15 protein-coding genes are annotated in these 14037 nt (G+C 65.3%); 4 read left to right on the top strand and 11 right to left on the bottom strand.

Going from position 1 to position 14037, the window contains the following annotated elements; all coding sequences use genetic code 11:
- Positions 1 to 62: 62 nt before the first annotated feature.
- The 6 genes from ACMGDH_RS08050 to pyrH all read right to left on the bottom strand — a co-directional run bounded on the left by ACMGDH_RS08050 (position 63) and on the right by pyrH (position 5194).
- Complete coding sequence (locus ACMGDH_RS08050) at positions 63 to 1196, bottom strand: M50 family metallopeptidase (RefSeq protein WP_436827430.1); 1134 nt, start codon at positions 1194 to 1196, stop codon at positions 63 to 65.
- Positions 1193 to 2350, bottom strand: coding sequence for a 1-deoxy-D-xylulose-5-phosphate reductoisomerase (locus ACMGDH_RS08045; protein WP_436827429.1), 1158 nt, complete (start codon positions 2348 to 2350; stop codon positions 1193 to 1195). Before ACMGDH_RS08045 ends, ACMGDH_RS08050 begins: the two co-directional genes overlap by 4 nt.
- On the bottom strand, positions 2347 to 3117 hold the full coding sequence (locus ACMGDH_RS08040; protein WP_436827428.1) for a phosphatidate cytidylyltransferase: 771 nt from the start codon (positions 3115 to 3117) through the stop codon (positions 2347 to 2349). The genes ACMGDH_RS08045 and ACMGDH_RS08040 overlap by 4 nt, the downstream gene beginning before the upstream one ends.
- Positions 3114 to 3782: a polyprenyl diphosphate synthase gene (gene uppS, locus ACMGDH_RS08035; protein WP_436828219.1), complete on the bottom strand. Its 669-nt coding sequence runs from the start codon at positions 3780 to 3782 to the stop codon at positions 3114 to 3116. Before uppS ends, ACMGDH_RS08040 begins: the two co-directional genes overlap by 4 nt.
- Before the next feature lie 105 nt (positions 3783 to 3887).
- Complete coding sequence (frr, locus tag ACMGDH_RS08030) at positions 3888 to 4445, bottom strand: ribosome recycling factor (protein WP_436827427.1); 558 nt, start codon at positions 4443 to 4445, stop codon at positions 3888 to 3890.
- 14 nt (positions 4446 to 4459) lie between these two features.
- The gene (gene pyrH / locus ACMGDH_RS08025) at positions 4460 to 5194 is read right to left on the bottom strand and encodes a UMP kinase (RefSeq protein WP_436827426.1); all 735 of its coding nucleotides are present in this window, start codon (positions 5192 to 5194) and stop codon (positions 4460 to 4462) included.
- Between the two features lie 233 nt (positions 5195 to 5427).
- Here pyrH and ACMGDH_RS08020 point away from each other — a divergent pair, with 233 nt between their 5' ends.
- The gene (locus tag ACMGDH_RS08020; protein WP_436827425.1) at positions 5428 to 6222 is read left to right on the top strand and encodes a hypothetical protein; all 795 of its coding nucleotides are present in this window, start codon (positions 5428 to 5430) and stop codon (positions 6220 to 6222) included.
- 74 nt (positions 6223 to 6296) lie between these two features.
- Positions 6297 to 6707, top strand: a complete 411-nt coding sequence (locus ACMGDH_RS08015) for a hypothetical protein (RefSeq protein ID WP_436827424.1) — start codon at positions 6297 to 6299, stop codon at positions 6705 to 6707.
- Between the two features lie 241 nt (positions 6708 to 6948).
- Here the strand turns inward: ACMGDH_RS08015 and tsf are convergent, their stop codons facing one another.
- The 4 genes from tsf to ACMGDH_RS07995 all read right to left on the bottom strand — a co-directional run bounded on the left by tsf (position 6949) and on the right by ACMGDH_RS07995 (position 10917).
- Positions 6949 to 7881, bottom strand: coding sequence for a translation elongation factor Ts (gene tsf / locus ACMGDH_RS08010; protein ID WP_436827423.1), 933 nt, complete (start codon positions 7879 to 7881; stop codon positions 6949 to 6951).
- A 215-nt stretch (positions 7882 to 8096) separates the two neighbouring features.
- Positions 8097 to 8945 (bottom strand): 30S ribosomal protein S2, encoded by an 849-nt coding sequence (rpsB, locus tag ACMGDH_RS08005; RefSeq protein WP_436827422.1) that lies wholly within the window; start codon positions 8943 to 8945, stop codon positions 8097 to 8099.
- Between the two features lie 449 nt (positions 8946 to 9394).
- A complete protein-coding gene (pssA, locus tag ACMGDH_RS08000) occupies positions 9395 to 10192 on the bottom strand; it encodes a CDP-diacylglycerol--serine O-phosphatidyltransferase (RefSeq protein ID WP_436827421.1) in 798 nt (265 codons plus the stop codon).
- Positions 10189 to 10917, bottom strand: a complete 729-nt coding sequence (locus ACMGDH_RS07995) for a phosphatidylserine decarboxylase (protein WP_436827420.1) — start codon at positions 10915 to 10917, stop codon at positions 10189 to 10191. The genes pssA and ACMGDH_RS07995 overlap by 4 nt, the downstream gene beginning before the upstream one ends.
- Before the next feature lie 246 nt (positions 10918 to 11163).
- Between ACMGDH_RS07995 and ACMGDH_RS07990 the strand changes: the two genes are divergently transcribed.
- Positions 11164 to 11781, top strand: coding sequence for a class I SAM-dependent methyltransferase (locus ACMGDH_RS07990; RefSeq protein ID WP_436827419.1), 618 nt, complete (start codon positions 11164 to 11166; stop codon positions 11779 to 11781).
- An 89-nt stretch (positions 11782 to 11870) separates the two neighbouring features.
- On the top strand, positions 11871 to 13091 hold the full coding sequence (locus ACMGDH_RS07985) for an NADP-dependent isocitrate dehydrogenase (protein WP_436827418.1): 1221 nt from the start codon (positions 11871 to 11873) through the stop codon (positions 13089 to 13091).
- Positions 13092 to 13185: 94 nt separating this feature from the next.
- On the opposite strand, the gene ACMGDH_RS07980 is transcribed toward ACMGDH_RS07985, so the two are convergent.
- Positions 13186 to 14037, bottom strand: a complete 852-nt coding sequence (locus ACMGDH_RS07980) for a LysR family transcriptional regulator (RefSeq protein ID WP_436827417.1) — start codon at positions 14035 to 14037, stop codon at positions 13186 to 13188.

Raw genomic sequence — 14037 nt, 5'->3', positions numbered from 1 at the left:
TCGGATTACGAGTTTTGCCGCTGCCCGTGCGGCGCCGGACGTACGCCCCTGCCTTAACCGCATCAGCCGATCAACCCGGCGAGGTTCCTCCACACGCCGAAACCGCCAAGATCATTCAACGTGACCAGCAGCATCAGCGCAAGAATTGCGATCAGACCGCCTCGGAAGGCCCATTCCATCACCTGCGGCTCCACCGGGCGTCGGCGCACGGCCTCTACTGCGTAGAACAGAAGATGCCCGCCATCCAGCACCGGGACTGGCAACAGGTTGATGAATCCGAGATTAATCGAAATCAGCGCGATCAGGAACACAAACTCTGTAGGTCCCATCGCGAGACGTTCGCCCGAAACCTGGGCGATCTTGAGCGGCCCGCCGAGTTCGGCCACCGAACGACGACCTGTGATGATCTGTCCCAGGCCGTCGATCGTCATCCGCACGACATCGCCGGTCATATCGAGCCCGACGATCGGCGCTTCGAGCAGCCCGACGGACTCATGGACCGGCTCGCTGGGACCGATGCCCAGCCGGCCGATGCGATATTCGTTGCCGAAGCGGTCCTTCTCGAGCCGCTCGCCGATCACTGTGTCGACCGAAAGCGTCTGCCCTCCCCGTTCGAACTCGATCCGCACCGGCTCGTTCGGGCGAAGCTGGGTGTATTCGACCATGTCGCCATAGGTGACGACCGAACGTCCGCCCAGGCTCGTGACCACGTCCCCGGGCCGGAGCCCCGCTGCCTCGGCCGCGCTGCCCGGAAGCACGCTGCCCACCGTGCTCGGCGTGCGATTGGCGCCATAAGCGAGCGCGAAGGCAGAGAGGATCACGATCGCGACGACGAAATTGGCCACGGGCCCCGCCGCGACGATGATCGCGCGCTGCCACAGCGGCTTGGCCTGGAAGGTCCGCGCTCGCTCGCTGGCGGGCAGCGCGAGCCATTCGGGCGAGGGCTGGCTCGCGGGGTTCATGTCGCCGGCGAAGCGCACATAGCCGCCCAGCGGCAGCCAGCCGAACTTCCAGCGTGTGCCGCGCCTGTCGGTGAATCCCGCGATCTCGCGGCCGAAGCCGATCGAGAATTCCTCGGCCTTCACGCCGAACCAGCGGCCGGCGAGATAATGTCCCATCTCGTGCAAAAAGACGAGCGGCCCGATCACCAGCAGGAAAGCGAGTATGGTGAGCAGGATGCCGGGGGATTCGATCAAACGACGCAGTCCTTCACACGCTCCGCCGCATATTCCCGCGCCTCGGCATCGACGGCCAGCACGGCATCGAGCGAGTCCGGGGCGGCCGGGTCATAGCGCGCCAGCGTATCGGCAACGATTGCGGCAATTTCAAGAAATGTAACGCGCCCGGCCAGGAATGCCGCGACGGCGACTTCGTTGGCGGCGTTGAGAATCGCCGGCCGCGCCCCACCGGCATCGAGTGCCTGCCGCGCAATCGTCAGCGCCGGGAAGCGTTCGGGATCGGGTGCGGCGAAATCCAATCGGCCGATCTTCGCCAAGTCGAGCGGTGCGCACGGCGTCTCCATCCGCTCGGGCCAGGCCAGCGCATAGGCGATCGGCGTGCGCATATCCGGGCTGCCGAGCTGCGCGAGCGTAGAGCCGTCGACATATTCCACCATCGAATGGACCACCGACTGGGCATGCACCAGCACGTCGAGCTGGTCGGCACGCACCGGGAAGAGGTGGAAGGCCTCGATCAGCTCGAGCCCTTTGTTCATCATCGTCGCCGAATCGACCGAGATCTTGGCGCCCATCGACCAATTGGGGTGCGCCACCGCCTGCGCCGGGGTGATGCTGCGCATCGCCTCGAGCGGCGTCTCGCGGAACGGACCGCCGCTCGCGGTAAGGATGATGCGGCGCACGCTCCTGGGCGCGGTGCGGTCGAGGCACTGGAACACCGCATTGTGCTCTGAGTCGACCGGAAGCAGCGTCGTCCCGTGCGACCGCGCCGCGGCGGTCATCACCGCACCGGCCGAGACCAGCGCCTCCTTGTTGGCAAGCGCCACGGTGCCGCCCGCTTCCAGCGCGGCCATCACCGGCTTGAGCCCCGCGGTGCCGACGATCGCCGCCATCGTCCAGTCGGCGCCCCTGCGGGCCGCGTCACAGACGGCGCCCGCGCCACCCTGCACTTCGATGCCCGTGCCCGCCAGCGCCGAGCGCAGCCGGTCGAGGCAGCTTGCATCGGCAACTACCGCCAGCCGCGCATTGGTGCGGATCGCCGCCGCCGCCAGCTTGTCCACGTCGCGATGGGCAGTGAGCGCGAGCACTTCGAACGCTTGCGGATCGCGCTCGATCAAATCGAGCGTCGAGCTGCCCACCGATCCGGTCGCGCCCAGGATGGTGACGCGTTTCATCGCCCCACCATCAGCGCAAGCAACGCCGCCACCGGCGCCACCGCCACCAGCCCGTCGAGCCGGTCGAGGAAGCCGCCATGGCCGGGAAGCAGATTGCCCGAATCCTTGACCCCCGCGACGCGCTTGAGATGGCTCTCGAACAAATCCCCGCCCTGCGCGATCGCCGCCAATACCGGCGTGGCGAACGCGAGCGCAAAAGGCAGGCCGAAAGGCACCAGCAGTGCAGCGAACACGCCCGCAGCCGCTACGCCGCCAAGGAAGCCGGCCCAGGTCTTGTTGGGGCTGATCGCCGGCGCCAGCTTGGGGCCGCCGATCGCCCGCCCGGCGAAATAGGCGCCGGTGTCGCAGGCCCAGACCAGCGCCATTGCCCAGAAAGTCGTCAGCAGCCCGAACTCCTGGCGCAACAGCACCAGCGCGAGCACGGGAAGGCCGATATAGAGCACGCCGCCGGCAAGCTGCGGCTTGCGCACCACTGCGCCGACGAAGAACGTCGCTCCCAGAATGAGGCCGAGCGCAAGGAACCCCGGGCCGGCCGCGAGGCCCGGCGCCATGATCGCCAGCGGCACGCTGAGGGCATATTGGGCGAGCCGCTTCTGGCGCGCGCTTGCCCCGGCCAGATCGGCCCATTCGGCCATCATCAGCAGCGCCGCGATCACCAGCAGGAGCCAGAAGCCCAGCCCGCCGGTCCAGAGTGCCCCGAGCGCCAATGCGATCAGCGCCACGCCCACCACGACCCGGGCGGGAAGATCCGATCCGCCTTTGCTCACAGGCCCCCGAAACGCCGTTCGCGCTGACCGAATTTGCCGATCGCCGCCGCCAGCGCCTTCTCGTCGAAGTCCGGCCACAGCGTATCGACGAACATCAACTCGGCGTAAGCCGCTTGCCAGAGCAGGAAATTGGAGAGCCGTTGTTCGCCCGAGGTGCGGATCAGCAGGTCGAGCGGCGGCAGGCCGGCGGTCTCGAGCGCGCCTTCGAAGCGCGCCCCGTCGATCGCCTCGGGCGCCAGCCTCCCCTCGCCCACGTCGGCCGCCAGCCGCCGCGCCGCCGCAAGTATCTCCGCCTGGGCGCCATAATTGAGTGCGATCACCAGCGTCGGTCCCGGATTGTCCGCGGTCCGTGCCATCGCCGCGTCGATCATCGCCACCAGGTCTGGCGCCAGGCTTCGCCAGTCGCCGATCACGCGCAGCCTGACGCCTTCGGAGACCAGCTCGTCGAGCTCGCTGGCCAGGAAGTGGCGCAGCAGACCCATCAGGTCGCGCACTTCCTCGTCGGGGCGACGCCAGTTCTCGGACGAGAAGGCGTAGAGCGTCAGCACTTCGATGCCGAGCTTGCGCGCGGCACGGCTCACGCGGCGCACCGCCTCCACGCCCTGGCGATGCCCGGCGATGCGCGGCAGGAAGCGCTTCTTCGCCCAGCGCCCGTTGCCGTCCATGATGATGGCGACATGGCGCGGCAGCGGTGCCTCGGAACCGGTAACGGGAGCAGGATTAGCGGCCACCGGCCCCTCCCGCCCCGCACAAGGGGCGTATGCCCTGGATCACTTGTTCAGGATTTCCTTTTCCTTGGCGGCAGCCGCGGCGTCGATCTCGGCGATCGTGGCGTCGGTCAGCTTCTGCACCTCTGTCTCGTGGCGCTTGCGCTCGTCTTCGGAATAGACGCCCTTCTTCTCGTCGGTCTTAAGGCTGTCATTGCCGTCGCGGCGGACGTTGCGCACCGCGATCCGCGCTTTTTCCGCATATTGATTGGCAAGCTTGGCGAGCTCCTTGCGGCGCTCTTCGGTCAAATCGGGAATCGGCAGGCGCAGCGTCTGGCCGTCGACGATCGGGTTGAGCCCGAGCCCCGCCGAGCGGATCGCCTTGTCGACCGGTCCGACGTTGGACTTGTCCCACACCTGCACCGAGAGCAGCCGCGGCTCGGGCGCTGAAACGCTCGCCACCTGCGTGATCGGCATCTGCGCGCCATAGACTTCGACCGTCACCGGATCGAGCAGCGTGGTCGAGGCACGGCCAGTGCGCAGGCCCTGAAGGTCGTGCTTGAGCGCCTCGACCGCGCCGGCCATGCGGCGTTCGAGATCTGCCTTGTCGTAAGCGGCCATTTTACGGCTCTCCTCTATTCAGCATATTCGGCTGTGTTCCGGACGATCGTGGAGGTTCCCTCGCCGCGCAGCACGGCGGCGAGATTGCCTTCCTCGCGGATGTTGAACACCACGATCGGAATGTTGTTGTCGCGGCAGAGCGCCACTGCGGAGGCGTCCATCACTTTCAGATTATCTGCTAGGACACGATCGTAACTCAATGATTCGTAACGTTTCGCATTCGCCACCTTCTTCGGATCGGCATCATAGACGCCGTCCACGCTGGTGCCCTTGAACAGCGCATCGCAGTTCATCTCGGCGGCGCGCAGCGCAGCAGTGGTGTCGGTGGTGAAGAAGGGAAGTCCGGTGCCCGCGGCGAAGATCACCACCCGTCCCTTCTCCATGTGCCGCTCGGCACGGCGACGGATGAACGGCTCGCACACCGACTGCATCGGGATCGCCGACTGGACGCGCGTATCGACCCCGGCCTTCTCGAGCGCGTTCTGCATCGCCAGCGCGTTCATCACGGTCGCGAGCATGCCCATATAGTCGGCCGAGGCACGATCGAAGCCCTGCGCCGCGCCCGCCAGCCCGCGGAAGATATTGCCGCCGCCCACGACCATGCAGACCTGCAGCCCCGTCTCGGTCGCCTCCTTCACTTCGGCAGCAACGCGCGCGCAGGTCGCAGGGTCGATGCCGAACTGGCCCGAGCCCATCAGGACCTCGCCAGAGAGTTTCAGGAGGATGCGATTGAAGCGGGGAGCAGTCATGGAAGCCTTGAATCGGGGAGAATGGAGCGGCGCGGACCCTAGAGGAGCGGCGACACAGGGACAAGCGGCTCGGCCCTGCTTTGTTGTGGAGCGTGCGCCCGGGTGCGAAGCATTGGGCACCACTCCGCCGCGACGACGCGGCTAGCTCGTCAGCGGCTGCCGTGCTACGCGCGGATGCCGGAAAAATCCGCTCGGCGCCCCAGCCGAGATGATAGAAGGGCACAAATCCGCGAATGCTGAAGAATCTATTTTCGAAAGGTCCCCGCAGCGCCGGGACCGAGCCGAGTTCCGATCAGCGCGAACCGACCGAATCCCGCGTTTATACGGTTGGCTGGCTGCTCAATGCCGAAAAGACGAGCATCATCTGGGATTCGCCTAAGCCCGTGCGGATCGAATCCCAGAGCACTGATCCCAGATCGGTAGGGCAATGTCCTTCGGTCCTGGATTTCGATCGCCGTCAGTTCGCGATCAATTGCCCAATCGATGTGCACCTGCGCCTGAACCTGACTGGCGGCGGCATGGACATCACGAACGTGCTCGCGGAGAAAAGCCCGATCCGCTCAGACGCTCTCCAACGGTGGATCGTATTCCAGCCACGGCACGAATGGCGCAACCCGCAACGGCCGGTGCTGCAGATGCTGACCCCTTATGTCTTCGTCTCGGACGATCCGGTCTACATCAACCAATATCCCCCTATTCTTCATTATCTGGCGGATAGAAGGCCCGGCATCCAGATCAGTGGCCGTTTCCCGATCGATATCTGGCCGCGCGCGCTGATGTGGGCCTTCGAATGGCACGACACGACGAAGGACCTCATCCTCCGGCGAGGCGAGCCGCTTTTCTATGTCCGGTTTGAGGGACCGGATCCCGCGGCACCCGTGCGGCTTGTCGAAGCCAGGAAGACGCCGGAGTTGGAAAGCTACATCTCCTCCATTACCGGTGTGACCGAGGTGGTGGGGCAGACCTACTCGCTGTTCAAGACCGCTCGCGAGCGCCGGCCGGCAAAGCTGCTCTTCCCGAAGGAATAGCGCCCCGCACCATGTGCTGCCGAGCACCACCTTTCGAAAACGGCTCTCAGCAATTTGCAAAGAAGCTGGCGGCGATGCAGGCTTCGCCGGTGCAATCATCGTCGAACCAAGGGGAAGCTGCGTTGAAGTATGTTCGGGTTGTTCAATGGTCGGCGAAGGACGGCAGCATCCATCTTGAGATGCTCGGGGAGGATCAGGAGATCCACCGTTTCGAAGTAAGCTCCGAGTGCTCCGGAGCTCTAGCGGCTGCACTGGCAGCCGAATCGGAGAGGTTCAATGGCCAGGACAACGAGCAGCAGCTCATCCGACCCAAGGGCATGCAGACGGCGAAGACCGACCGGGGTGAGCCGATGCTCCTCATGACCCTCGAAGGCGGAGTGGAGTTGCCGCTGGTCTTTAAGCCTGAGAGCCTGGACGTGCTCATATCCGAACTTGAGGGCCTCAAGAAGACGATCCTACCAGGATCGCAAATCCGCTGGCATTGACGTGGAGCAGAGCCTCTTGAACAGGTTCGAACACGCTGCTCAAAGTTATCCAGCAGCGTAGGAAACCGGGGCTTCAGCACCGCCTTACATGACGGCGTGCTAGTTGATTCTCGGATATATCGGACAAGCAGCCTACCGACTGTCGACCAATAGCAGGCCCAGCTCGCCGCATTGCGCACAAACGCAAACGGGCGCCGCCACCGGTAGGTGACAGCGCCCGCGCATCAGGTCCGGGAAGACCTTATTTGGTGAGACCCGCCGTCGCGGCCACTTCGGCGGCGAAGTCGCTCTCTTCCTTCTCGATGCCTTCGCCGAGCTGGAAGCGGACATAGTCCTTGAGCGTGATCGTCGCGCCGGCGTCCTTGGCGGCCTTGGCGATCACGTCGGCGACCGGGGTCTTGCCATCCATGACGAACGCCTGGGTCAGCAGCGCGTTCTCCTTCTTGAACTTCTCGATCGGGCCGTTGAGGATCTTCTCGGCCACCTCGGCGGACTTGCCGACGATCTTCTCAGCGTTCTTTTCGCGGAGAATCGCAGCTTCACGCTCGACGACTTCCGGATCGAGGTCCTCGACCGACAGCGCCAGCGGGAAGGCCGCGGCGATGTGCATCGCGATCTGCTTGCCCAGCGGCTCGAGCACGTCGACGCCCGCATCCGATTCGAGCGCGACGAGTACGCCGATCTTGCCGAGCCCCGGAGCCGCGGCATTGTGGACGTAGGGAATCACCGCCCCATTGGCGACTTCGACCTTCTTGGCGCGGCGAAGCACCTGGTTCTCGCCGATCGTCGAGATGTTGTTCGTCAGCACTTCCTCGACGGTACCGGCCGGCAGCTTGGCCGCCTTGATCGCGTCGATGTCGTCCCCGACTTCCATCGCCACGGAGGTCACGTCGCGGACGAAGCTCTGGAAGATCTCGTTCTTGGCGACGAAGTCGGTCTGCGAGTTGACCTCGACGGCCACGCCCTTGGTGCCCGCGACGGCGACGCCGACCAGGCCCTCGGCCGCGGTGCGGCTCGACTTCTTGGCGGCGGCGGCAAGGCCCTTGGTGCGCAGCCAATCGACCGCGGCTTCCATGTCGCCGTTGGTCTCGGCCAGCGCCTTCTTGCAATCCATCATGCCGGCGCCGCTCTTCTCGCGCAGTTCCTTGACGGCTGCTGCAGTGATTTCGGCCATGTCTCTTTCCTCTTGCTGGCGGCCCCGGGGCCGCTCCCTCGATATCAAAATCCCCGTTCGCCCTGCACTTGTCGAAAGGCCGTCTTTCTTGCCGGGCGCCGAGAAGAAGGACGGTGCTTCGACAAGCGCAGCACGAACGGGGAGAATGCGGCGTTCCGAACTGACCGGCCGCCTAGTGCGTGCCTATGTCAGTTCGGAGACATCCCGTTTCAACGTTACGCGTCGATCTGGCGCTCGCCCTCGAGCGCTGTCTCGGGCTCAGTCGAAGCGGCAGGCGCTTCCGGCTCGGCAACCGCCGGTTCGGCGACCGGCTCGCTCAGCACGGGCTCGATCGGAGCCTCTTCCTGCGCGCCCCGATCCATGCCGAAGCTCGCCTGGCGATCCTGGTTGCCGCGGGTCGCGGCGATCGCCACGGCTTCGCAATACAGGCGGATCGCGCGGCTGGCGTCATCGTTCGCCGGAACCGGGAACGCGATGCCGTCCGGGCTCACGTTCGAGTCGAGGATCGCGACGACCGGAATGCCGAGCGTGTTGGCTTCCTTGATCGCCAGCTCTTCCTTGTTGGCGTCGATCACGAACATGATGTCCGGAATGCCGCCCATATCGCGGATGCCGCCGAGCGACATCTCGAGCTTGTCCTTCTCGCGGGTGAGCTGGAGCACTTCCTTCTTGGTGAGGCCGTGCGTGTCGCCCGAAAGCTGCTCCTCGAGCGTCTTGAGACGCTTGATCGAGTTGCTGATCGTCTTCCAGTTGGTGAGCATGCCGCCCAGCCAGCGGTGATTGACGAAGTGCTGACCCGAGCGGCGTGCGGCCTCGGCGATCGGCTCCTGCGCCTGGCGCTTGGTGCCGACGAACAGCACCTTGCCGCCGGCGGCGACGGTGGAATTCACGAACTCCAGCGCGCGCGCGAAGAGCGGCACGGTCTGCGAAAGATCGATGATGTGGATGCCGTTGCGGTCGCCGAAGATGTAGGGCTTCATCTTCGGGTTCCAGCGGTGGGTTTGGTGACCGAAGTGCGCGCCCGATTCGAGCAACTGCTGCATGGTGACGACAGGTGCCGCCATAGGGATAACTCCTTCCGGTTGAGCCTCTGGGAAGCGAGTGACCAGGGACCTTGTGATCCCCACGCCAGACTTGGCGGGGGCGGGCCGTGGCACCGGTTTATGATGCTTCCCATGCGGGTTGAGGCGGCGCGCTTAGCCCAACTTCCCGGACGATGCAATATGGAACAAGTGCAGAACATACGCTTGACACGAGAACGTTAGCGGAACATAAAGCGTCCAGAAGGCGGACAAGGAACGTCCGGCGGAGCCAAGCGATTGAGAATCCTTCGATTCTGTCGCGGCGCGTGAGGTTGGGAGCCGAGTGATGACTGGATTTGCTGTTCTGCTGCTGTTCGGCGCTGCCTTTGCGATGGCCACCTGGGCACTCGTCGCAAGCATTCGCCCGCAGCTCCATCGCTTTGCCGAACTCGTCCGGCCTGCTTCGCCGCTTCCCGTGCTTCCGCCGCGCCTCAGCCGCGTGACGGTTCGCTCGGCTCCGGCGCGGATGCCGCTCCGTCCTGCGCTGCGCGCAGCCGCCTGACCCTCCGATAGCTCCGCACGCTGAACGGAATCGTCGCGAGATAGGCAAGCGCGAGCAGCGCGAGTGTCGGCCAGGGCGCCGAAACCAGCGCTGCGACGAGCACGACGAGTACCGCCACCGCCTCGAAGCGAATCCGCTGCCGCAACCGGATCGTCGGCGCGAAGGTGGCGATGCTCGATATCATCAGCACCGCCACGAACGCAGTCCAGGGCGCGATCACCAGCGGTTCGCGGAACTGGGGCGCCTCGACCCAGAGCCACAGGAACAGCGGAGTGAGCGCGAGCACCGCGCCTGCCGGCGCAGGAACGCCGGTGAGGAAACCGGCCGACTTGTGCGGCTGGTGCTCACGATCGATGTTGGCGTTGAACCGCGCGAGCCGCAGCGCACAGAACAGCGCGAGCAGCAGCGCGATCATCCAGCCGAAACTGCCGAGCGCGTTGAGCGTCCAGAGATAGAGGATCAGCGCGGGCGCCACGCCGAACGAGATCGCGTCGGAAAGGCTGTCGAGCTCGGCGCCGAAGCGGCTCTCGGCGCGCGCCCACCGCGCGATGCGGCCGTCGACGCCGTCGAGCACTGCCGCGAGCAGCACCATCAGCACCGCGAGCTCCCATTTGCCGAGCATCGCGAAACGTATCGCAGTGAGGCCCGAGCAGAGCGCGAGCGCAGTCACGGTATTGGGCAGCACCGCGCGAAGCGGGATGCCCCGCTCGCGTCGGGGCGGTTTCATTGGGCGATTCCCGTCGCTGCGGTCCCGCCCCTGCGCGCCAGGATCGTCTCGCCGGCGATCGCGCGCTGGCCGAGCGCGACTTCGCATGCATAGCTTTCGGGTAGGAACACGTCGACGCGGCTGCCGAAGCGGATCAGCCCCACGCGCTGCCCCGCCACTACCATGTCGCCCGACTTGACGAAAGCGACGATGCGCCGCGCGACGAGCCCGGCGATCTGGGTGAAGCCGATCCGCAGCCCGTCGCGGTCCTCGACCACGATGTGCTGCCGCTCATTCTCTTCGCTCGCTTTGTCGAAATCGGCGTTCATGAACTTGCCGGAAATGTAGATGACATGCTTGACCGTGCCGGTGATCGGGGTGCGGTTAACATGCACGTCGAACACGCTCATGAACACCGACACGCGCACCATCGACTCCTCGCCCAGCGCATGCGGCCCCTTGAGCTCGGGCGGCAGCGGCACGCGCTCGATCATCGTGATCAGCCCGTCGGCGGGCGAGACGATCAGGCCCTCGCCCTGCGGTGTGACGCGCACCGGATCGCGAAAGAAGGCGGCGACGCCCATCGTCAGGAACACCAACGGCCAGGTGATGAAGTCCCAGACGAAGAGACTCACCAGCGCGATCGCGCCCGCGATCAGCACATATTTGCGCCCCTCGGGGTGAATGCTGGGGAAGCGCCATTTAACCGTCGATGTACCGACGCCGGATTTGTCGAGCGATGCCATGCCGCGCGGTGTAGCGGCGACACGCCCGTTTTCCTAGACGGCCTGAACATTCGGGCGGCGGCTCCGATCCGCGCCGCCGCTCGTCGCAATAGGATTTGAGGAATGCGCAGAGGTGGTCTATCTGCGCAAGCCAGTTCGCCCCACCGACGGTTGCCGTCGACGGCAGGACCACCCCGACGCGCTTGAATCTTGGCGGATTCTTGCGCAGTCGCTTCCACCAGTTCGCCACTATTCCGAAGGATTCACATGCCCGCATCAACCGCCGAGGCCAAGCGCCGCACCCGTGCCCGCGGGGCCGGCACGCCTTCGCCCTGGCTGATGTTCCTCAAGGGCTTCTTCAAGCATCCGGTGATGGTCGGCGCGATCGCCTCCTCGTCGCAGACGCTGGTCCGCCACATGCTGAAGCCGGTCGATTGGGCGAACTGCAAGCTGTTCGTCGAATATGGCCCCGGCGTGGGCACCTTCACGCGGCCGATTCTCGAGCGCCTCGCGCCCGACGCCAAGCTGATCGTGATCGACACCAACCCCGATTTCATCGACTATCTCAGCCGCACGATCGACGATCCGCGCTTCATCGCGGTCAACGACTCCGCCGCCGACGTCCAGAAGATCATCCGCGATCACGGCTTCGAGCATGCCGACTACATCGCCTCGGGCCTGCCCTTCTCCACGCTTCCCGCCGGCGTCGGCGACCAGATCGCCAAGGCGACGCAGGAAGTGCTGCGTCCCGGCGGTGCCTTCCTCGTCTATCAATACAACCCCAAGGTGCGGAATTTCCTCACCCCGCACTGGACCCACATCGATCACGCGGTCGAATGGTGGAATCTGCCCCCCGCCCAGCTCTGGTGGTGCTGGAAGCAGTGATTGCCGGGGATCGCGCGCCAGACGCTTGATCCCCCTCCCCCATCCTCCTAGACGCTCGCGCAAACCATCAAACCATAGGACAAGCGAGCATGGCGAAGATCAAGGTTGCAACGCCCGTCGTGGAGATCGACGGCGACGAAATGACGCGGATCATCTGGCAGTGGATCCGCGAGCGCCTGATCCTCCCCTATCTCGACATCGACCTCAAATATTACGACCTCGGCATCGAGAAGCGCGACGAGACCAACGATCAGATCACGATCGATTCGGCCAATGCGATCAAGCAGTACGGCGTCGGCGTGAAGTGCGCCACGATCACGCCGGACGAGGCCCGTGTAGAGGAATTCAGCCTCAAGAAGATGTGGAAGTCGCCCAACGGCACCATCCGCAACATCCTGGGCGGCGTCGTCTTCCGCGAGCCTATCGTGATTTCGAACGTGCCCCGCCTCATCCCCGGCTGGACCAAGCCGATCGTCGTCGGCCGCCACGCCTTCGGCGATCAGTATCGCGCGACCGACTTCAAGGTCCCCGGCAAGGGCAAGCTCACGATGAAGTGGGAAGGCGAGAACGGCGAGACGATCGAGGAGGAAGTGTTCGACTTCCCCGCCGCCGGCGTCGCCATGGGCATGTACAACCTCGACGAGTCGATCCGCGATTTCGCGCGCGCGAGCATGAACTACGGCCTCGGCCGCGGCTGGCCGGTCTATCTCTCGACCAAGAACACGATCCTCAAGGCCTATGACGGGCGCTTCAAGGACATCTTCGCCGAAGTGTTCGAGACCGAGTTCAAGGACCAGTTCCAGGCCGCGGGCATCGTCTACGAGCATCGCCTGATCGACGACATGGTCGCCTCGGCGCTCAAGTGGCACGGCGAGTTCGTCTGGGCCTGCAAGAACTACGACGGCGACGTCCAGTCGGATCAGGTCGCGCAGGGCTTCGGCTCGCTCGGCCTGATGACCTCCGTCCTCATGTCGCCGGACGGCAAGACGATCGAGGCCGAGGCGGCGCACGGCACCGTCACTCGCCACTATCGCCAGCACCAGCAGGGCAAGGCGACTTCGACCAACCCGATTGCGTCGATCTTCGCCTGGACCGGCGGCCTCAAGTATCGCGGCAAGTTCGATGACACCCCCGAGGTGACGCGCTTCGCCGAAACGCTCGAGAAGGTCTGCATCGACACCGTCGAGAGCGGCAAGATGACCAAGGATCTCGCGCTGCTGATCGGGCCAGACCAGGCCTGGATGACCACCGAGCAGTTCTTCGAGGCGATCCGCGTCAACCTCGAGGAAGCGATGGGCAGCTGGCAGTAAGCCTGTCTCACACGGACGACGAATGCGAAGGGGGAGCGGCAACGCTCCCCCTTTTGCTTTTGGCGGCACCGCGCAATCGCGGGCGCGGTCGATCTCACTCGGGCCGATGCGCCTCGACCAGTGCATCCACGAACGCGCGCACCTTGGGGCTGGTGAGGCGTCGCGACGTATGCAGCACCCATGCCTCCGCGCGCAGGTTGGGCACCACGCCCCAGAGCGCGAGGCGGCCGGCCCGCACATCGTCCTCGATCAGCCAGCGCGGCACCAGTCCGCAGCCGACGCCTTCGATGATCGCGTGATAGACGAGCATCATCGAGGAACAGACCATCACCGGGCGGGGGACGATCCGGAACAGGCCCTGCTCGCCCCGCGCCGTCCATTCAGCGAGATCGGCGAGCGAGGAGATGACGACCACCGGCACTTCGCCCGATGCAGGCGGGCGGAGTGAAGGTGGCGCGGCAACCACCATCTCCGATCGCAGGAAGCATTTGCCGACAAGGTCCGTATCCGGCTTCGGATTCACCCGGACCACCATATCGTATCCGTCGAGGGCGGGATCGACGAACTCGTCGGAGACGTCGATGTGGAGCGTCACCTCGGGATACCGCGCCACGAAACCGGCCGCGATTGCGCTCAGCCGCGTCTGGGCGAACAGGCCCGGCACGCTGATCCTCAGCGGCCCGCTCGGCTGGCGGCCGCGGTCGCTCACGGCCTCGCCGATCTGCTGAAGTTCGGCCACGAGCGGGGCTGCCCTTTCGAGCAGGAACCGGCCCTCGTCCGTCAGGCCCAGTCGATGCCCGCCGCGTTCGACCAGCCTCGTGTCCAACGCCGTCTCGAGCTCCTGAAGGCGGCGGGAGAGCGTTGCCTTGGGCACCTGTGTGGCGCGGCTCGCGGCATTCAACCCGCCATGTGCCGCCACAGCCAGGAAGTCCTCGATCGAAGCCAA

Origin of the sequence: Sphingomonas radicis (assembly GCF_051400635.1) — a bacterium.
Classification (GTDB): Bacteria; Pseudomonadota; Alphaproteobacteria; order Sphingomonadales; family Sphingomonadaceae; genus Sphingomonas.
The sequence above is the reverse complement of the archived record's forward strand: the minus strand, read 5'-3'. Positions and strand labels throughout refer to the sequence as shown.

What these genes read in the sequence shown, in the direction of transcription:
- uppS (WP_436828219.1), bottom strand. Translation starts at nt 3,782, where the DNA reads ATGGACGGCAACGGGCGCTGGGCGAAGAAGCGCTTCCTGCCGCGCATC.
- ACMGDH_RS08020 (WP_436827425.1), top strand. Translation starts at nt 5,428, where the DNA reads ATGCTGAAGAATCTATTTTCGAAAGGTCCCCGCAGCGCCGGGACCGAG.
- rpsB (WP_436827422.1), bottom strand. Translation starts at nt 8,945, where the DNA reads ATGGCGGCACCTGTCGTCACCATGCAGCAGTTGCTCGAATCGGGCGCG.
- ACMGDH_RS07985 (WP_436827418.1), top strand. Translation starts at nt 11,871, where the DNA reads ATGGCGAAGATCAAGGTTGCAACGCCCGTCGTGGAGATCGACGGCGAC.
- pssA (WP_436827421.1), bottom strand. Translation starts at nt 10,192, where the DNA reads ATGAAACCGCCCCGACGCGAGCGGGGCATCCCGCTTCGCGCGGTGCTG.
- ACMGDH_RS08045 (WP_436827429.1), bottom strand. Translation starts at nt 2,350, where the DNA reads ATGAAACGCGTCACCATCCTGGGCGCGACCGGATCGGTGGGCAGCTCG.
- ACMGDH_RS07995 (WP_436827420.1), bottom strand. Translation starts at nt 10,917, where the DNA reads ATGGCATCGCTCGACAAATCCGGCGTCGGTACATCGACGGTTAAATGG.
- frr (WP_436827427.1), bottom strand. Translation starts at nt 4,445, where the DNA reads ATGGCCGCTTACGACAAGGCAGATCTCGAACGCCGCATGGCCGGCGCG.
- pyrH (WP_436827426.1), bottom strand. Translation starts at nt 5,194, where the DNA reads ATGACTGCTCCCCGCTTCAATCGCATCCTCCTGAAACTCTCTGGCGAG.
- ACMGDH_RS07990 (WP_436827419.1), top strand. Translation starts at nt 11,164, where the DNA reads ATGCCCGCATCAACCGCCGAGGCCAAGCGCCGCACCCGTGCCCGCGGG.
- ACMGDH_RS08015 (WP_436827424.1), top strand. Translation starts at nt 6,297, where the DNA reads ATGCAGGCTTCGCCGGTGCAATCATCGTCGAACCAAGGGGAAGCTGCG.
- tsf (WP_436827423.1), bottom strand. Translation starts at nt 7,881, where the DNA reads ATGGCCGAAATCACTGCAGCAGCCGTCAAGGAACTGCGCGAGAAGAGC.